15 protein-coding genes are annotated in these 15,040 nt (G+C 52.2%); 6 read left to right on the top strand and 9 right to left on the bottom strand.

Going from position 1 to position 15,040, the window contains the following annotated elements:
* Positions 1–39: 39 nt before the first annotated feature.
* Positions 40–807 carry an MBL fold metallo-hydrolase gene (locus ACYVJM_RS27575; RefSeq protein WP_461151443.1) on the top strand — a complete coding sequence of 256 codons (768 nt, stop codon included), beginning with the start codon at positions 40–42 and terminating at the stop codon, positions 805–807.
* 45 nt (positions 808–852) lie between these two features.
* Here the strand turns inward: ACYVJM_RS27575 and ACYVJM_RS27570 are convergent, their stop codons facing one another.
* From ACYVJM_RS27570 to fmt, 3 genes are all read right to left on the bottom strand, one after another.
* The gene (locus tag ACYVJM_RS27570; RefSeq protein WP_461151442.1) at positions 853–1,344 is read right to left on the bottom strand and encodes a dihydrofolate reductase; all 492 of its coding nucleotides are present in this window, start codon (positions 1,342–1,344) and stop codon (positions 853–855) included.
* 76 nt (positions 1,345–1,420) lie between these two features.
* Entirely contained in the window at positions 1,421–2,416 is a 996-nt protein-coding gene (locus ACYVJM_RS27565; protein WP_461151441.1) for a polysaccharide deacetylase family protein, read from the bottom strand.
* 37 nt (positions 2,417–2,453) lie between these two features.
* Complete coding sequence (fmt, locus tag ACYVJM_RS27560; RefSeq protein ID WP_461151440.1) at positions 2,454–3,380, bottom strand: methionyl-tRNA formyltransferase; 927 nt, start codon at positions 3,378–3,380, stop codon at positions 2,454–2,456.
* A 311-nt stretch (positions 3,381–3,691) separates the two neighbouring features.
* Between fmt and greA the strand changes: the two genes are divergently transcribed.
* Positions 3,692–4,165 carry a transcription elongation factor GreA gene (greA, locus tag ACYVJM_RS27555; protein ID WP_461151439.1) on the top strand — a complete coding sequence of 158 codons (474 nt, stop codon included), beginning with the start codon at positions 3,692–3,694 and terminating at the stop codon, positions 4,163–4,165.
* A 96-nt stretch (positions 4,166–4,261) separates the two neighbouring features.
* Complete coding sequence (locus ACYVJM_RS27550) at positions 4,262–4,651, top strand: HIT family protein (RefSeq protein ID WP_461151438.1); 390 nt, start codon at positions 4,262–4,264, stop codon at positions 4,649–4,651.
* 88 nt (positions 4,652–4,739) lie between these two features.
* Here ACYVJM_RS27550 and ACYVJM_RS27545 read toward each other — a convergent pair whose 3' ends face one another.
* From ACYVJM_RS27545 to ACYVJM_RS27535, 3 genes are all read right to left on the bottom strand, one after another.
* Positions 4,740–6,248 (bottom strand): tagaturonate reductase, encoded by a 1,509-nt coding sequence (locus ACYVJM_RS27545; RefSeq protein ID WP_461151437.1) that lies wholly within the window; start codon positions 6,246–6,248, stop codon positions 4,740–4,742.
* Positions 6,249–6,405: 157 nt separating this feature from the next.
* Positions 6,406–7,398, bottom strand: coding sequence for a PfkB family carbohydrate kinase (locus tag ACYVJM_RS27540; RefSeq protein ID WP_461151436.1), 993 nt, complete (start codon positions 7,396–7,398; stop codon positions 6,406–6,408).
* A 44-nt stretch (positions 7,399–7,442) separates the two neighbouring features.
* The gene (locus tag ACYVJM_RS27535) at positions 7,443–8,792 is read right to left on the bottom strand and encodes an MFS transporter (RefSeq protein ID WP_461151435.1); all 1,350 of its coding nucleotides are present in this window, start codon (positions 8,790–8,792) and stop codon (positions 7,443–7,445) included.
* 205 nt (positions 8,793–8,997) lie between these two features.
* Here ACYVJM_RS27535 and uxuA point away from each other — a divergent pair, with 205 nt between their 5' ends.
* From uxuA to ACYVJM_RS27520, 3 genes are all read left to right on the top strand, one after another.
* The gene (gene uxuA, locus ACYVJM_RS27530) at positions 8,998–10,197 is read left to right on the top strand and encodes a mannonate dehydratase (protein ID WP_461151434.1); all 1,200 of its coding nucleotides are present in this window, start codon (positions 8,998–9,000) and stop codon (positions 10,195–10,197) included.
* Between the two features lie 142 nt (positions 10,198–10,339).
* Entirely contained in the window at positions 10,340–11,752 is a 1,413-nt protein-coding gene (gene uxaC, locus ACYVJM_RS27525; RefSeq protein WP_461151433.1) for a glucuronate isomerase, read from the top strand.
* Positions 11,753–11,761: 9 nt separating this feature from the next.
* The gene (locus tag ACYVJM_RS27520; protein WP_461151432.1) at positions 11,762–12,613 is read left to right on the top strand and encodes an alpha/beta fold hydrolase; all 852 of its coding nucleotides are present in this window, start codon (positions 11,762–11,764) and stop codon (positions 12,611–12,613) included.
* Positions 12,614–12,677: 64 nt separating this feature from the next.
* Here the strand turns inward: ACYVJM_RS27520 and ACYVJM_RS27515 are convergent, their stop codons facing one another.
* The 3 genes from ACYVJM_RS27515 to ACYVJM_RS27505 all read right to left on the bottom strand — a co-directional run bounded on the left by ACYVJM_RS27515 (position 12,678) and on the right by ACYVJM_RS27505 (position 14,988).
* A complete protein-coding gene (locus ACYVJM_RS27515; RefSeq protein WP_461151431.1) occupies positions 12,678–13,955 on the bottom strand; it encodes a metal-dependent hydrolase family protein in 1,278 nt (425 codons plus the stop codon).
* Positions 13,956–14,033: 78 nt separating this feature from the next.
* Positions 14,034–14,450, bottom strand: coding sequence for a hypothetical protein (locus ACYVJM_RS27510; protein ID WP_461151430.1), 417 nt, complete (start codon positions 14,448–14,450; stop codon positions 14,034–14,036).
* 82 nt (positions 14,451–14,532) lie between these two features.
* Complete coding sequence (locus ACYVJM_RS27505) at positions 14,533–14,988, bottom strand: DUF4920 domain-containing protein (RefSeq protein WP_461151429.1); 456 nt, start codon at positions 14,986–14,988, stop codon at positions 14,533–14,535.
* Positions 14,989–15,040: the final 52 nt, after the last annotated feature.

Here is a 15,040-nt window from a genome sequence, read left to right as displayed (position 1 = left end):
GGCAGATTATGTCAATTTTTACCCTTACTTTGTGGTAATATGCAATTGTTCATCACCTCATTGAATTCGGGCAGCAACGGGAATTGTTATTATGTTGGCAATGAGCGGGAAGCTGTTTTGATCGACGCCGGTATCTCCTGTCGGGAAACCGAACGGCGAATGGAGCGGCTTGGCTTATCTCTGCAAACCGTTAAAGCCATCTTTGTTTCTCACGAACACAGCGACCATATACGGGGCATTCCCCAACTGGCCAAAAAACACCAAATACCCGTTTTTATTACCCCCGGAACGCTTACTAATTCCGGATTGCCACAAAAGGGTTTCCCGCTTCGTCCGTTGCGGGGCTACGAGCCGGTCTGGATTGGTGAGCTATGCATCACGGCGTTTCCCAAGCACCACGATGCCTCCGATCCGCACAGCTTTCTGATTGCCGGGCGGGATACGAAAGTGGGAGTGTTCACCGATATTGGCGCCCCCTGCGAACACCTGATTCATCATTTTAAGCAGTGCCACGCGGCATTTCTGGAAGCGAATTACGATGAGGAAATGCTGGAAAAAGGGCGATACCCGTACTTTCTGAAGAATAGAATTCGGGGTGGTAAAGGGCATTTGTCCAACCAGCAGGCGCTGGACCTTTTCAGAACGCACAAGCCCGCCTTTATGAGCCACGTGCTGTTGTCGCACCTCTCAAAAGACAACAACTGCCCCCAACTCACAAAGGACTTGTTCACCCTGCACCGAGACACAACGGAGGTGATTGTAGCCTCCCGTTTCGAAGAAACCCCTGTTTACGCTGTTTGCGCGTAGGAGGCTGGCGCGGGCATTCGCCCGTGCCAACTACCGCCAAACTCCTTAACCCCTCTCGTACTCGACGAAGTCAAATGGTACGGCGTGGCGTTCGTCGGCGGGGTGCGGACGCCGACTGACCTCCTTCCATTCGCTTTTATCGAACGGGGGGAAATGAGCGTCACCCTCAAAATCATGATGGATCTCCGTCAGGTAAAGGGTGGTCGCGATGGGTAAGGCCATTTTGTAAATCTCGGCGCCACCAATAACGTAAATCTCGGTTTGATTGATGGCTTTCGCTTCGGCAATAGCCGCATCCAGCGTATGGACAACGGTTACGCCCGCAGCCGAAAACTCCGTATTGCGGGTAAGTACAATATTCGTGCGGTTGGGCAGCGGTTTGCCGAGTGCTTCCAGCGATTTGCGGCCCATAATAATGGGATGGTGGCTGGTCTTACGCTTGAAAAAGGCAAAGTCGTCGGGCAGATGCCAGGGCAAATCGTTGTCCCGGCCAATAACGCCGTTCTGTGCAACGGCAGCAATTAAACTGATTTTCATAGCTGGTGAAGTAGGTGTACTTGGAAATGGTGTAGTGGAAGTTTAACGAAACGTACTACAGCATTACCAAGTACACTCAATGAACTTTTTGGCGTCGCTCCAGTAGCTCGCGCCAGGTGGTAATGATAATCCCTTCTTTGTCGACGAACGCTTTCAGAGCAGGGTCCATCATAGCCAGCATATCGCCGTTACGGGACTGCCCGGAGCCGCTTATCTGGTCAAAGGTAGGGCTTGGGGCCGTACAGTGCATAATTATGTACGTCAGGCCGGGCTTTGTTGACGTGAGCAGTTCAATGAACTTCTGCGTTTTATGTTTCTGAATAGCCGCATCGGTAACGGGTGTTCCGGCGGGTAGCGTCCAGCCGTAACTTGTGCCATCGAGGTCGTCCATAACGGGCAGGCCCGCATCCCATAGCTGTTTGCCAACTTGATGTGCCAGTTGCTGCATAGGGGCCGGCACATTATTGGCTTTGAAGATCAGAGTAGCGTGACCCGCCGGAAACAGAACCGGGATTTTTTCTTCGATGGCTACTTTGGCGTAGCGCGTAATGAATTTCGGGTCGAAGAGCGTCCCCATGTGTGAGTCCATGTGCGTAGGTTGTACGCCAAATGCACGGTAGCGAGCCAGCTGCGCCCGAATCTCTGCTTCAACTTCATCCGCCGACGCGTGCTGGACGACCTGTTCGACCGAATGCCAGAAAGCTCCCTGTTCATCGTATAAGCCGGGCGCTTTGTCGCGACCCACCAATGGCGACCACCGATAACCGTTCCACTCCGATGTTAACGTCAGGTGAACACCCACATCGGCGGTCGGATGCTTTTTGACGTACTCGAAAAAATGCGGAACCCAGCCGCAGGGCATCATGACGCTGGTTGAACTGGCAATGCCTTTATCGAGCGCGTTTATCGTTCCTACATTCGATTCGTAACTCATTCCGGCATCATCGACATGGAAAATGACGACTTTCTTTCCTTTGGGGAAGCCCAGCTTCTCGGCGTAGGTCTCCGTTTGAGCGTAGCTGGTCAAGTGGCTGAGGGTTGTTAGCAAAAGGCAGTATAGGAATAGTTTCATGTATGGATGGTTTAGGTACTTAATAATAATTCGAAACTCACAGTTTATTCCCCCGCAAAAACTCCTCGGCGGTCATGCGCCGTTTGCCTTCTGCCTGCAGCGCGTCGACTTGCAGCCAGCCATCGGCCGCCCGAACCAGAATAATTTTCTTGTTGTCGGAGAAGGCATCACCGGGTTGTTCGGCCGCAAATGGTGACTCATTCGCCACGGAGACCGCGTATATTTTGAAAACCTTCCCGTTGATCTTCGTCCAGGCAGTAGGGTAGGGCGACAGGCCACGCACGAAGTTGCGAATCTGAATAACGGGTTGGTTCCAGTTGATTTCGGTGGTTTCGCGGCTGAGCTTGGGTGCCGGTTTCAGGTCATCGGCCACGGGCTGGTGCGTGCGGGGATAGTCACCCGCTTCAATGGCATGAACCGTTTTTACGACCAGATTCGCGCCCCGCTCCATCAACCGGTCATGTACCGTTCCGGCGGTATCGTCCGGATAGATAGGTTCATAATCCTGAAAGATCATCTGCCCCGTATCAATTTCTTTCTCAATAAAAAAGGTCGTCACGCCGGTTTCGGTCTCTCCATTGATGATCGCCCAGTTAATAGGGGCGGCTCCGCGATACTGCGGCAACAGGGAGCCATGCAGATTAAATGTTCCGATGGTTGGCATCGCCCAAACCACTTCCGGCAGCATCCGAAAGGCAACGACGACTTGCAAATCGGCCCGGTAGCCGGCGAGTTGTTCCAGGAAAGCCGGGTCCCTGAGTTTTTCAGGTTGAAGGACCGGTAAATTGGCGGCTTCGGCGGCTTTCTTTACCGGAGATGGCGTCAACTGGAGTCCACGCCCTGAAGGTCGATCGGGAGCGGTAACGACGGCAACGACCTGAAAACCGGCACCCAGAAGCCGTTGAAGACTGGCAACCGCAAAATCGGGTGTGCCCATGAATATAATGCGAAGAGGTTGTGGCATGTTTCGGTAAATCAGTTTTTACGAAGACAACCGGCTATGTATTGATATAGCCGGGAAGTATTTTTACTTTTGTATCACAAGAAGCAACGCTTCTTACACGTTTCAACAGAAGATGACTGGCCTGCAGCCGGCTTAGCCTATGCAACGAATAATTTTCTACATCCCTGAACCGAGCGCTTCGGAAACCCGACGGCGACTCTGACGCGTCTGCAAAGAAAACCAATTTGGTTGCAGAACGGTCGGTGTACCGTTCTTTTTGTTTTTAAGGAGCACACCAATAAATACGAATAACGAGTAAGTACGACTACATTATGGCAAAGATTTCTTATTACACAGAAGAAGGACTCAACCGGCTGAAAGCTGAATTGGTTGAGTTGAAAACAAAAGGTCGGGCCGCAATTGCCCATCAGATTGCCGAAGCCCGCGATAAAGGAGACCTCAGCGAAAACGCCGAGTACGATGCGGCAAAAGATGCACAGGGGTTACACGAATTGAAAATATCGAAACTGGAAGAGGTACTGTCGAACGCCCGCGTTCTGGACGAATCTACCATTGATGCCTCGCAGGTATCGGTGTTGTCGAAAGTGAAGATCAAGAATAAAAAGAGTGGTGCTGAAATGCTCTACACCCTCGTCTCGGAAGAAGAGGCAGACCTGAAAACTGGCCGCATCTCGGTGGGGTCGCCCATTGGCAAAGGCTTGCTGGGAAAACGGGTTGGCGACACCGCCGAGATTAAAGTCCCCGCTGGCGTGCTGGAATTTGAAGTAATGGAAATAGCCCGGTAAATTAATGGATAATGTAAAATGAGTAATGAAGAATACCGGCTAACCCGTACTTTGCATTATTCATCCAGCATCTTCATTGTATAGTATTCCGTACGTATGCCTTCTATCTTTTCCCGAATTGTGGCTGGTGAAATTCCGGCGCACAAAATTGCCGAAACAGACGACTATCTGGCGTTTCTGGATGTGATGCCTACCACCACGGGCCATACGCTGGTTATTCCAAAGAAAGAGGTCGACTATCTTTTCGATCTGGACGATGATCTGTATGCCGGACTTATGGCGTTTGCTAAAAAAATAGCTCCTGCTCTTGAGAAGGCAGTTCCTTGTCTCCGCATTGGAGTCGCAGTAGTAGGTCTGGAAGTGCCGCACGCACACGTCCACCTGATTCCGCTCAACTCCATGGCCGACATGAATTTTCATAATAAACTCAAACCGACCCAGGATGAGCTAGCCGCAACGGCTGAAAAGATTCGGGCGTTTTTGTAGCGCGATCAGAAAAAAACAACTTACGCAAAAATGCCCGCCGGACGCTTTTGTCCGGCGGGCATTTTTGCGTCCAAGAATTAACTGATCGCTAGGCGATCAGTTGGTCCAGGCTTTTTTCGACACCATCCGTAAGTAGCGCGTTAAGGTCGTTGGCAACGGCTTCACTGAAACCAGACAGTGTGGTCAGATCAGCCTGCCAAAGAGTAGTATCAGACAATACACTCTTCACAAAGGCGTCTACCGTGGCCGAATCGTCTTCTTTTACAGTTTTCCAGTCGCCGTAGAAATAACCCGCTTTATCATCCCGAATCGGGTAGTTGAGTACGCCACCGCCCGGTAGAGGGACTTCCCCGAAGAATTGCCCTTTCTCTTCCCGAACTGCTTTCATGAACAGTAGATAGGCCGCGAAGCCAAAGGCCATGAGTTTTGGCACGGTGTTGAACTGCTCATAATAGCGTTGCAGCGTAGCCACATTACGGGCCTGCATCTTGGCTGTTTGCTGAAGCGAAATATTCAACAGTAAATGGTCCAGATTCGGGTTGCGGAATCGGTCCAGAACGTCGTGGGCGAACTGAGCGACGGCCGCTTTGTCCATACCCGGAATGTCGTAGTCAGGAACGGTTGGCACAATTTCGCTGAGCATCAACTGGTCAACGAATTTGCTCATGGCCGGGTGGCGCATTTCATCGGCTACCGTTTCCAGCCCGAGCAGATACCCCAACGGCATGGTTAACGTATGGGTACCGTTCAGCACCCGAAGCTTCCGTTCTTTATAAAAATTGATATCCTCGTCAATGATAATCTGTGGAGTTGACGGACCCGCAAACGACAACGTCTGCCGAACGCGGTCATCACCTTCAATAGCCCAGAGGTGATAAGGTTCCGTGAAGGTGAGCAGGTCGTCTTCGTAGCCAGTTTCCTTTTCAAGAGCCAGTTTATCTTCTTCCGTAGGGCGCGTAACGATCCGGTCGACGAGCGAGTTACAGAACCGAACGTGGAATTTAAGCCATTTGGTAAAGAGCTTGCCTAACTCGTTGAACTGAGCCAGCTTTTCGACGGCCTCCCGCAGTTTTAGCCCGTTATCGGTAACCAGCTCTGTCGGGATAACAACCAGCCCCTTCGCTTTTGAGCCGCCAACGCTGCGAAATCTTTCGTACAGAAACGCCGTTAACTTGGCCGGAAACGACTGGGGGGGATGCTGAAAAATACTTTCCTCGACGTAATTGAGACCAATTTCAGTCGTGTTGGAAATGATGATCTGTAGTTTTGGATTCCGAGCCAGTACCAGCACATCGTTCCACTGGGTTTGCGCGGCAAGCACCCGGCTGATGGCCGAGACAATGGTGTTTTCGGCCACTGTCTGCCCCTTTTGAACACCCCGAACTGCTACCGTGTAGAGGTTATCCTGATCCGAAAACTCATTCGTCTGGCTATCGGTCGACTTCACGACTACGATAGATCCTTCGAATCGACCTTCGCTATTTGCCTTTTGTATTAAGTAATCAGGTAAGCCCCGGAGGAGTACGCCCGTACCAAACTGAAGAATTTTTTCTGGGTAAACAGGTGCTGGATGGGTTGAACGGGTTAATTTAGCCATGGTTGGACGTGCTGCAATCTGGTCTGCGGTCATCAGTCAGACGGATTTACTGTTAACTTAAGTTGACTTTTTTTACTTGACTCATCATAATTCAGCAATAATACGAACTACATCGTTAACCGCAGGCGGTAATTTATCGAAAGCACGAAATGACTGCTTATCGTTTTAATTTTCCAGAACTGTCGCCATTGGCCAATGTCTCAACTTCCGAAACAGTAGCCAGATTGGCATCGCCCGGAATGGTGTGTTTCAACGCGGAGGCAGCTGCGCCGAACTCAACGGAACGCTGCAGGTCATTGAAGGTCAGCAAGCCATAAATTAACCCTGCCATGTACGCATCGCCCGTTCCAATACGGTCGATGATAGACCGGATGTCGTGGTTTCTGGATTTGTAAACGGTTTCGCCATCGAATAGCTTGGCTGCCAACTGGTTGTGTGATGCACTAATGGACCGTCGTTTGGTATCGGTGATGTACTTCACTTTGGGAAAGTGCTCCATCAACGCCCGGCCTGATTCCTGGAATGTGCTGCCGACAACCCCGTAGAGGTCCGAAAAAAGGCTCTTGCTGCCCAGAATCAGCGTACAGCCCTGGGTTAGGGCGGGCATAATTTCCTGGGGTGTTTTGCCATACTGCCACAGGTTGCTGCGGTAAACGATATCGGCCGAAACAGGAATCCCCATTCGGTTAGCGGTCTGAATTCCGGAGAGCAGGCAATCTGCTGCCCCTTGCGACAAGGCCGGGGTGATGCCCGTCCAGTGAAACCACGACGCACCACTCAGAACGGTTTCCCAGTCAATTGCCGTCGCCCCAATACGGGCGAAAGCAGAGTCTACCCGGTCGTAAATGATCTGGCTCGCCCGGCTTCCGGCCCCTGTTTCAAGGAAATACAGGCCAAGGCGGCCGTCGCCATACTGGATGTGCTGCGTATCAACGCCATACTTACGGAGATAGCCTGCCGCAGACCGGCCCAGGGCGTGGTCAGGGAAACGGGTGACATGCGCCGATTGCATACCAAACTGTGCCAGCGAAACAGCCACATTGGCCTCCGTACCCCCAAAATGCATGTTCAGTCTGTCTGTTTGGGCAAAACGGTCAACGCCGGGAGGACTTAGCCGAAGCATGACTTCGCCAAAGGTGATTATTTTCATGCGTGCTAGTTAAAAAGATAAAGCAACCAAAGAATGGGTCAGGGTTATCGTTTGCTGTCGATCATGTAATCGCCCATCAATTCCTCGGTTTTTACAGGCTCTAATTTGGGCAAAACCAAATGAATAATAACAAGGGCTATCAGATAGGAGCAACTGGCAATGATAAACATGGGCAGGTAACCAAAAGCGGTAATGATTCGGCCCGCCAGTAACGCCAGCAGAATTCCGCCAACGGTTCCGAACATACCACCAATACCGGTTACCGATGCCACGACGTTCCTTGGAAATAGATCCGACGCGAAGGTATACATATTTGCCGACCAACCCTGATGAGCAGCCGTTGCCAGTGCAATCAGCGCAATGGCGGTAGTCAGGCTATTGGTTTGAGCGGCAAAGAAAATTGGGACAACACACAGGGCACAAATAAGCAGGGTCGTTTTACGGGCCCGGTTCGCCGACCACCCCCAACGCATAAACTGAGTACTGAGCCAGCCGAAAAAAACGCTGCCAGCGTCGGAGACGACGTAAATGATCAGGAAAGGTAACCCGAAACTTTTGAGGTCGAGCTTTTCATCGAGGGCGTCGTTGGAGTTAAAGAAATCGGGCAACCACGACATATAGAACCACCAGATGGGATCGGCCATAAGTTTCCCGACGGCGAAAGCCCAGGTTTGTTTATAGCTCAGCAAACGGCTCCAGGAGACTTTGAGGGGCGGGGTTTTCTCGGCATCTGCCCGGATGTAAGCCAGTTCTTCGGCGGAGAGCTTCGGATGCCGCTCGGGTTTGCTGTAGATCAGCCACCAGAACACCAGCAGGCCGAAGCCCAGCACACCCGTCACCAAAAAAGAGCTGCGCCAGCCAAACTGCAAAATAAGGTAAGGAACGGCGAGGGCCGTTAGAATGATGCCCACGTTGGTACCCGCATTGAAAAGGCCATTGGCGAAGGAGCGTTCGCGTCGGGGAAACCACTCGGCAATGGTTTTTATGGCCGCAGGGAAATTCGCAGACTCACCCAGACCCAGCAACGCCCGCATCCAGCTTAATCCGGCAATGGTATTGACGGAAGCCGTGAGAACGCCGGCAATGCTCCAGACCAGTATGCCGAGCGAGAATCCCCGTTTCGTACCGATGCGGTCAACAAGCCAGCCCGCCAGCAGAAATCCAATTGCGTAGGCAAATTTGAACGCTGCATCAATGTCACCGTAAAGTATTTTAAATCGATCGGTTGCCTCTTTGGTCAGGACAGCATCGGGCGCAATATCCAGCATATCCTTCCGAAAGACTTCGTCTGTCATGGTAAAAGACAACACTTGCCGATCAATGTAGTTGATCGTCGTTGCCAGAAACAGTAAGGCTACAATACGCCAGCGAAAGCGGCCGGAAGGGGTTGGCATTTGCAAAACAACCAGGAGTTTTGGGGAGAAAAGGCGAGGGAAGTGCTTTTTTACCTTACTTAGTCGGTAAGTGGTAAAGTAGTAAGTAAGAAGTTGACAGGTAATAAGTAATAAAATCAGCTATTCGTGTCGATTTATGTGACCTGTTCACCAGCGAACAACTTACCCTTACTACAGGAACACTATTAACTTTACTACCAAAATAATGCTTGAACAAACCTGGCGATGGTTCGGTCCGAATGACCCCGTATCGCTCAATGATGTCCGACAGGCCGGTGCTACCGGTATCGTTACTGCCCTCCACCAAATTTCGAATGGAAAAGTATGGTCGCTGGAAGACATTCTGGACCGGAAAGCGATTATCGAAGAAAAGGGACTTACCTGGTCGGTTGTCGAAAGCATTCCGGTGCATGAGGGGATTAAAACCCGCACCGGCGACTATCGGCAGTACATCGAAAACTACAAAGAGTCTATCGTCAACCTGGCAAAGGCTGGAATCGACACGGTCTGTTACAACTTTATGCCCGTACTCGACTGGACACGTACGGACCTCGACTTTCCCATGCCTGATGGCTCAACGGGGCTTCGTTTCGATGCTATTGAGTTTGCGGCTTTCGAACTGTTCATCCTTCAGCGGCCGGGTGCCCAATATCTGTACAATGACGAGCAGAAAAAACAGGCGCGTGCTAAACTCGATGGCATGACCGATGCTCAGGTGAAGCGTCTGGTGCGTACCATCATTGCCGGGTTGCCCGGTTCGGAGGAGAGTTACACCGTCGAGCAGTTTCGTGATGCGCTGGATGCCTACAAAGACATTAGTGATCAGGAGTTGCGCCAGAATCTGTACGCTTTCCTGCGCGAGATCGTACCCGTGGCCGAATCGGCGGGCGTCCGGCTGGCCATCCACCCCGACGATCCGCCGTATCCGATTTTAGGGCTGCCCCGCGTTGTGAGTACCGAGGCCGACGCCCGTGCGTTGCTGGCCGCTACCGATTCACCCGCCAACGGGCTTTGCTTTTGCACCGGCTCATACGGCGTCAGGGCTGATAACGACCTGGTGGGGATGGTTGAGCGGCTGGGACCCAGCATTCATTTTGTTCACCTGCGCAGTACCCAGCGCGACGCAGACAATCAACCCGGTCGGCATAGTTTCCAGGAAGCTAATCACCTCGAAGGCGATGTACCGATGGTGGGCGTAACGCGGGCGCTGCTCGCCGAACAGAGACGACGTGCTGCCGAAGGCCGGCAGGATACCCGGATGCCTTTCCGGCCCGACCATGGCCACCGCATGCTCGACGACCTGACCTCCGGGAAGCGAACGAATCCGGGTTACACGGCTATCGGACGCCTGCGCGGACTGGCTGAGATTCGGGGACTTATGCTCGGCTTATCGGCGGGAGAGTAATCCGTGAACTGACGGTGACATAAATATTTTATTTACCTTGCAGGAGCCGACGGTAGCCACCAACAAGCCCAAACGTGGCTTTTAAATCACAAAATAATAACGCAAAGCCGGGAGAAACGACCCGGCTTTTACTTTGGTAACTATGTACACGCTCGCTCCCGCTCCTACGTTCCTGTCCGACGACTTTCTGCTTCAAACCGAAACAGCACGTCGGCTTTATCATGAGTATGCCCGGCAAATGCCGATAATCGACTACCATTGCCACCTGCCTCCCGACCAGATTGCTGCTGATCGGCAATTTGAGAACATGACCCAGCTTTGGCTGCATGGCGACCATTATAAGTGGCGGGCCATGCGTACCCACGGCATCCCTGAGCAGTACTGCACCGGTGAGGCTTCTGATTGGGAGAAGTTTGAAAAATGGGCTGAAACGATTCCGTACACCCTTCGTAACCCGCTCTATCACTGGTCGCATCTGGAGTTGAAAAACCCGTTTGGCATCAATGAGGTGCTGAATCCGGCATCGGCCCGGTCAATTTACGATTCGTGTAACGAACAGTTACCCAACCTCTCGGCCCGTGCGCTGCTTAAGCACTTCGACGTACGCGTTGTATGTACGACCGACGACCCGCTCGATTCCCTCGAACACCATAAAGTAATTGCGCAGAGTGACTTTAATGTAAAATTGCTGCCCACTTTCCGGCCCGACAAAGCCATGGCTGCTGATGACCCGTCATCGTTGCGGGGCTATATCCAGAAGCTGGCTGTCGTTACAAACCGGGAGATTCAGAACCTGACGCACTACCTCGACGCGCTCAAGTCGCGGCATGATTATTTTGGGGAGATGGGTTGCCGCCTGTCCGACCACGGCCTGGAAATGGTCTACGCCGAACCTTACAAAGAGGGCGATGTGCAGCGAATATTCGATCACTTGTTGCGCGGGGTCGATGTTTCACCGATTGACGTACTGAAATTTAAGTCGTTCATGCTGGTGCAGTTTGCCGAGTGGGACCACGCTAAAGGCTGGACCCAACAGTTTCACCTCGGGGCACTTCGCAACAACAACGTTCGTCGGCTGCGCGAGCTTGGCCCGGATACCGGTTGGGACAGTATCGGCGATTTCCCACAGGCGGCCTCCCTGTCCCGGTTTCTGGGTGGGCTGGACGATCGCAATCAACTCGCTAAAACGATTTTGTACAACCTGAACCCGGCCGACAATGAAGTGATGGCGACTATGATCGGCAATTTCAACGACGGGTCGGTGCGGGGCAAAGTACAGTTTGGCTCCGGCTGGTGGTTCCTGGATCAGAAAGATGGGATGGAGAAGCAGATCAATACCCTGTCGAATATGGGCCTCATCAGCGCGTTTGTAGGGATGCTTACTGATTCGCGCAGTTTTGTGTCGTACAGCCGTCACGAATATTTCCGTCGCATTCTCTGCAACATCTTCGGCAACGACATCGAAAATGGAGAACTGCCGAACGACGTTGGCTGGGTAGGCCAGATCGTGCAGGACATCTGCTACCGCAATGCGGAGCAGTACTTTGGGTTTTAACGACAATCAATGACGCACACATTTGTCGATATCAAGGGTGCTTCGCCGGTTCGGTTGCATGTGGTGCAGGCCGGACCGGACGATGGGCCGCTCATCATTCTGTTACACGGCTTTCCGGAATTCTGGTATGGCTGGAAACATCAGATCGATGCGCTGGCCGAAGCGGGTTACTGTGTCTGGGTACCTGACCAGCGCGGCTATAACCTGAGTGAAAAACCAAACGGTATCGACGCCTACGGCCTGGATACGCTGGTGGCCGATGTAATCGGTCTGATTGATGCCGCTGGTCGGCAAAAAGGGGTAGTTGTCGGGCACGATTGGGGAGCTGCCGTAGCCTGGTGGACCGCCGTTTCGCATCCGGAGCGCGTCGAACGGCTGGTGGTATTGAACGTACCGCATCCCATTGTGATGAAGCGGTACGCCAGTAGCAACCTCGGGCAAATGATGCGCAGCTGGTACATTGGTTTTTTTCAACTGCCCTGGTTGCCCGAAACGCTCTCAAGCGCCGGAAACTGGTCTATGTTTGCACGTACCTTGCTGAGCAGCAGTCGGCCGGGTACGTTTCGAAGGGCCGACTTGCAGCAGTATAAAGCGGCCTGGTCGCAGCCGGGAGCCGTTACGGCCATGATCAATTGGTACCGGGCGTCTCTCCGAAAACCACCCGCCCGTCGCCCATCCATCCGGGTCACTGTCCCAACCCTGCTCATCTGGGGCACCCGCGACAAGTTCCTGAAACGGGAAATGGCTCAGCCCAGCATCGACCTCTGCGATAACGGTCGACTGGTCTTCCTCGAAAAGGCTTCCCACTGGGTCCAGCATGAAGAAGCCGAACGGGTGAGCGAATTGATTCGAAAGGGATAAAGGAGGAAAGGAACAAAGGGGAGAAAAGCATAAAAATCCTTTCTCCCCTTTGTTCCTTTCCTCTCTACTGCTTATACACCTTGCCGTCTTTCATAACGAACTGGACGGTTTGAAGGGTTTTGATATTCTGGATGGGGTTTTCGCTCACCGCAATGATATCGGCCATTTTGCCGGTTTCGATGGAGCCAATCTGGGCGTCCATTCCGAGCAGTTTGGCGTTGGTCATTAGGGCCGCTTTGATTGCTTCGATGGGGGGCATCCCCGCTTCAACCATGTACTCAAACTCCTTGGCGTTGTAGCCGTGGATATAGACGCCAGCATCCGTACCAAAGGCAATTTTGACACCCGCTTTGTACGCTTTGGCAAACGTCGCCTGAATTTTCGGTCCAATGGCCAGTGCTTTGGGCGTTACCAGCGCCGGGTAATAACCAAAATGACGAGCTGAATCGGCCGCTGTCTTCCCGGCGATGATGGTTGGAACGTAATAGGTGCCGTATTTTTTGAATAACTCGATCGCTTCGTCATCCATCAGTGTGCCGTGCTCAATAGTCTGGACACCCGCCCGGATAGCGCGTTTCATACCTTCTGCACCGTGGGCGTGAGCCGCCACCGGAAAGCCGTAATCTTTAGCCGCATCGACAACGGCTTTCACCTCTTCTTCCGTAAACTGGGCACCGGAGCCATCTTTGGCATTGCTCAAGACGCCCCCGGTAGCGGTTATTTTGATCAGGTCGGACCCATCTTTATACCGTTGCCGAACGGCTTTGCGAGCATCTTCAGGACCATTAATGACACCTTCCATCGGACCGGGATCGCCCATCAGGTCTTTGCGGTAGCCGTTCGTTGGATCGGCATGGCCGCCCGTGGTGGCAATGGATTTGCCAACGGTTAGTACGCGCGGGCCATCCACCAGTCCGGCATTGATGGCATTGCGCAGGGACACGTTTACGCCAGACCCACCCAGGTCACGAACCGTGGTAAAACCGGCCATCAGCGTGGTTTTGGCATACTGAGCGGCCTGATAGGCAATATCGGCCTGATTTTTCGTAAATCCGTCAATAGCCCCACCGCGCCGGGTTTGGCTTTCGAGGTGTACGTGCATGTCGATCAGGCCGGGCAACACCGTTTTCGATTTCATGTCCAGCACCCGATCCTGCCCGGCAGGGGATGTATAGCCTTTCTGAACGGCTGTGATCTTGTTGCCTTCAACGACAACGGTCATCTGCGGCTGGAGGTTGTTGTTGATGCCATCAAACAGGTTTCCGCAGTGGATCAGGGTGCGTTGGGCAAAAAGGGGAGCGGCCAGCAGCGACAAGCCAGCCAGCAGGTACATTTTTTTCATAAATGAAGTTAGTAGGGTACAAAAAAAGCTGCAACGATAGGTTGCAGCCCTTAAAGTACGAAAACGCCCCGAGAACACTTAAATTTTTGTCACCTGCACAACGGCTGTTTTAGGCTGGTTTTCATTACTCAGCGTTGGAGCAGGGTTTACTTCTCGTAAAATCACTTTGTAGGTTTCGCTCTTTAACGACACCGTTGTTGAGTCAGGCCGTTTATTGGCATTACCGGGGTCGGCTCCCAGAGAGAGCCGGACGGCAGTTGAATCTGAGTCTTTTTTTAGTAGTAATTTAACTTTTGCCTGCCCGGCCCAGATGCAATTAACATCTGCGGGGCAGCGGCTATCCTGAATCGAGTCGGCCCGCACAACGATATCAGAGCCAAGGCGGCCTGATTGATGCAGAGCCAGCGAAATAGAATCCGTCGGGGTTGTTTCGTTGGATTTACAGGCCGAAAAGAGAATTGTTCCAGCCACGAGAAAGCCAGAAAACCATTTCATTGAGTGTAGCATATTCCTTGCAATTTTTAAGACAAAGACGCCATGCTCTCAAGAAGGGTTGGAAACCGACCGTTATTTTTTCTTATTTTTTTACAATGACCCCGTCGGCCACGAACGTCAGGGCTTTTTCAGGCTCGGTGATCTTCGCAATTTCTTCTTTGGATTTACCCGCGTCCAGGGCGAAGTGACGGAGATCGGCAACGGGGGTTGTCGTATTTTCGGCAGTGCCTTCTACAACAACGGTTTTGCCGACAATATCTTTGGGAACGAAGAAACCGTAATCTTTAAAGGTTACACGCATCGTTTGTCCGTCGCCGGTTTTAACCTTCATCCAGCAGCCTTTTACTTTACAAACCGATTCGACAGTGCCTTCCACTTTGGCCGGCATTTCTTTCTTATCCGCCATTTTGGTGGCCAATTCCGTGGCGGGGAGGGCACCCGATGCTGTAATTTTTTTACCGTGGTAACTGACCTCCGATTGGGCAAATACGCCAAAAGAGACAGCGACGAGTAGACTGGTAAGCAGAATGGTCTTCATAGTTTATTCGTTGTTTACGCGTGTATAATTGATAACCGTATTTACGTTGATG

This window comes from Spirosoma pulveris, assembly GCF_054781875.1.
This window is presented reverse-complemented; position numbering and strand designations above follow the sequence as displayed.

Excerpts from the sequence above, each read along its gene's own strand:
- ACYVJM_RS27570 (WP_461151442.1), bottom strand. The coding sequence starts at position 1,344 with ATGAAAATCAGTTTAATTGCTGCCGTTGCACAGAACGGCGTTATTGGC.
- greA (WP_461151439.1), top strand. The coding sequence starts at position 3,692 with ATGGCAAAGATTTCTTATTACACAGAAGAAGGACTCAACCGGCTGAAA.
- ACYVJM_RS27520 (WP_461151432.1), top strand. The coding sequence starts at position 11,762 with ATGACGCACACATTTGTCGATATCAAGGGTGCTTCGCCGGTTCGGTTG.
- fmt (WP_461151440.1), bottom strand. The coding sequence starts at position 3,380 with ATGCCACAACCTCTTCGCATTATATTCATGGGCACACCCGATTTTGCG.
- ACYVJM_RS27505 (WP_461151429.1), bottom strand. The coding sequence starts at position 14,988 with ATGAAGACCATTCTGCTTACCAGTCTACTCGTCGCTGTCTCTTTTGGC.
- ACYVJM_RS27540 (WP_461151436.1), bottom strand. The coding sequence starts at position 7,398 with ATGAAAATAATCACCTTTGGCGAAGTCATGCTTCGGCTAAGTCCTCCC.
- uxuA (WP_461151434.1), top strand. The coding sequence starts at position 8,998 with ATGCTTGAACAAACCTGGCGATGGTTCGGTCCGAATGACCCCGTATCG.
- ACYVJM_RS27550 (WP_461151438.1), top strand. The coding sequence starts at position 4,262 with ATGCCTTCTATCTTTTCCCGAATTGTGGCTGGTGAAATTCCGGCGCAC.
- ACYVJM_RS27565 (WP_461151441.1), bottom strand. The coding sequence starts at position 2,416 with ATGAAACTATTCCTATACTGCCTTTTGCTAACAACCCTCAGCCACTTG.
- ACYVJM_RS27545 (WP_461151437.1), bottom strand. The coding sequence starts at position 6,248 with ATGGCTAAATTAACCCGTTCAACCCATCCAGCACCTGTTTACCCAGAA.
- ACYVJM_RS27535 (WP_461151435.1), bottom strand. The coding sequence starts at position 8,792 with ATGCCAACCCCTTCCGGCCGCTTTCGCTGGCGTATTGTAGCCTTACTG.
- uxaC (WP_461151433.1), top strand. The coding sequence starts at position 10,340 with ATGTACACGCTCGCTCCCGCTCCTACGTTCCTGTCCGACGACTTTCTG.
- ACYVJM_RS27575 (WP_461151443.1), top strand. The coding sequence starts at position 40 with ATGCAATTGTTCATCACCTCATTGAATTCGGGCAGCAACGGGAATTGT.
- ACYVJM_RS27515 (WP_461151431.1), bottom strand. The coding sequence starts at position 13,955 with ATGAAAAAAATGTACCTGCTGGCTGGCTTGTCGCTGCTGGCCGCTCCC.
- ACYVJM_RS27510 (WP_461151430.1), bottom strand. The coding sequence starts at position 14,450 with ATGAAATGGTTTTCTGGCTTTCTCGTGGCTGGAACAATTCTCTTTTCG.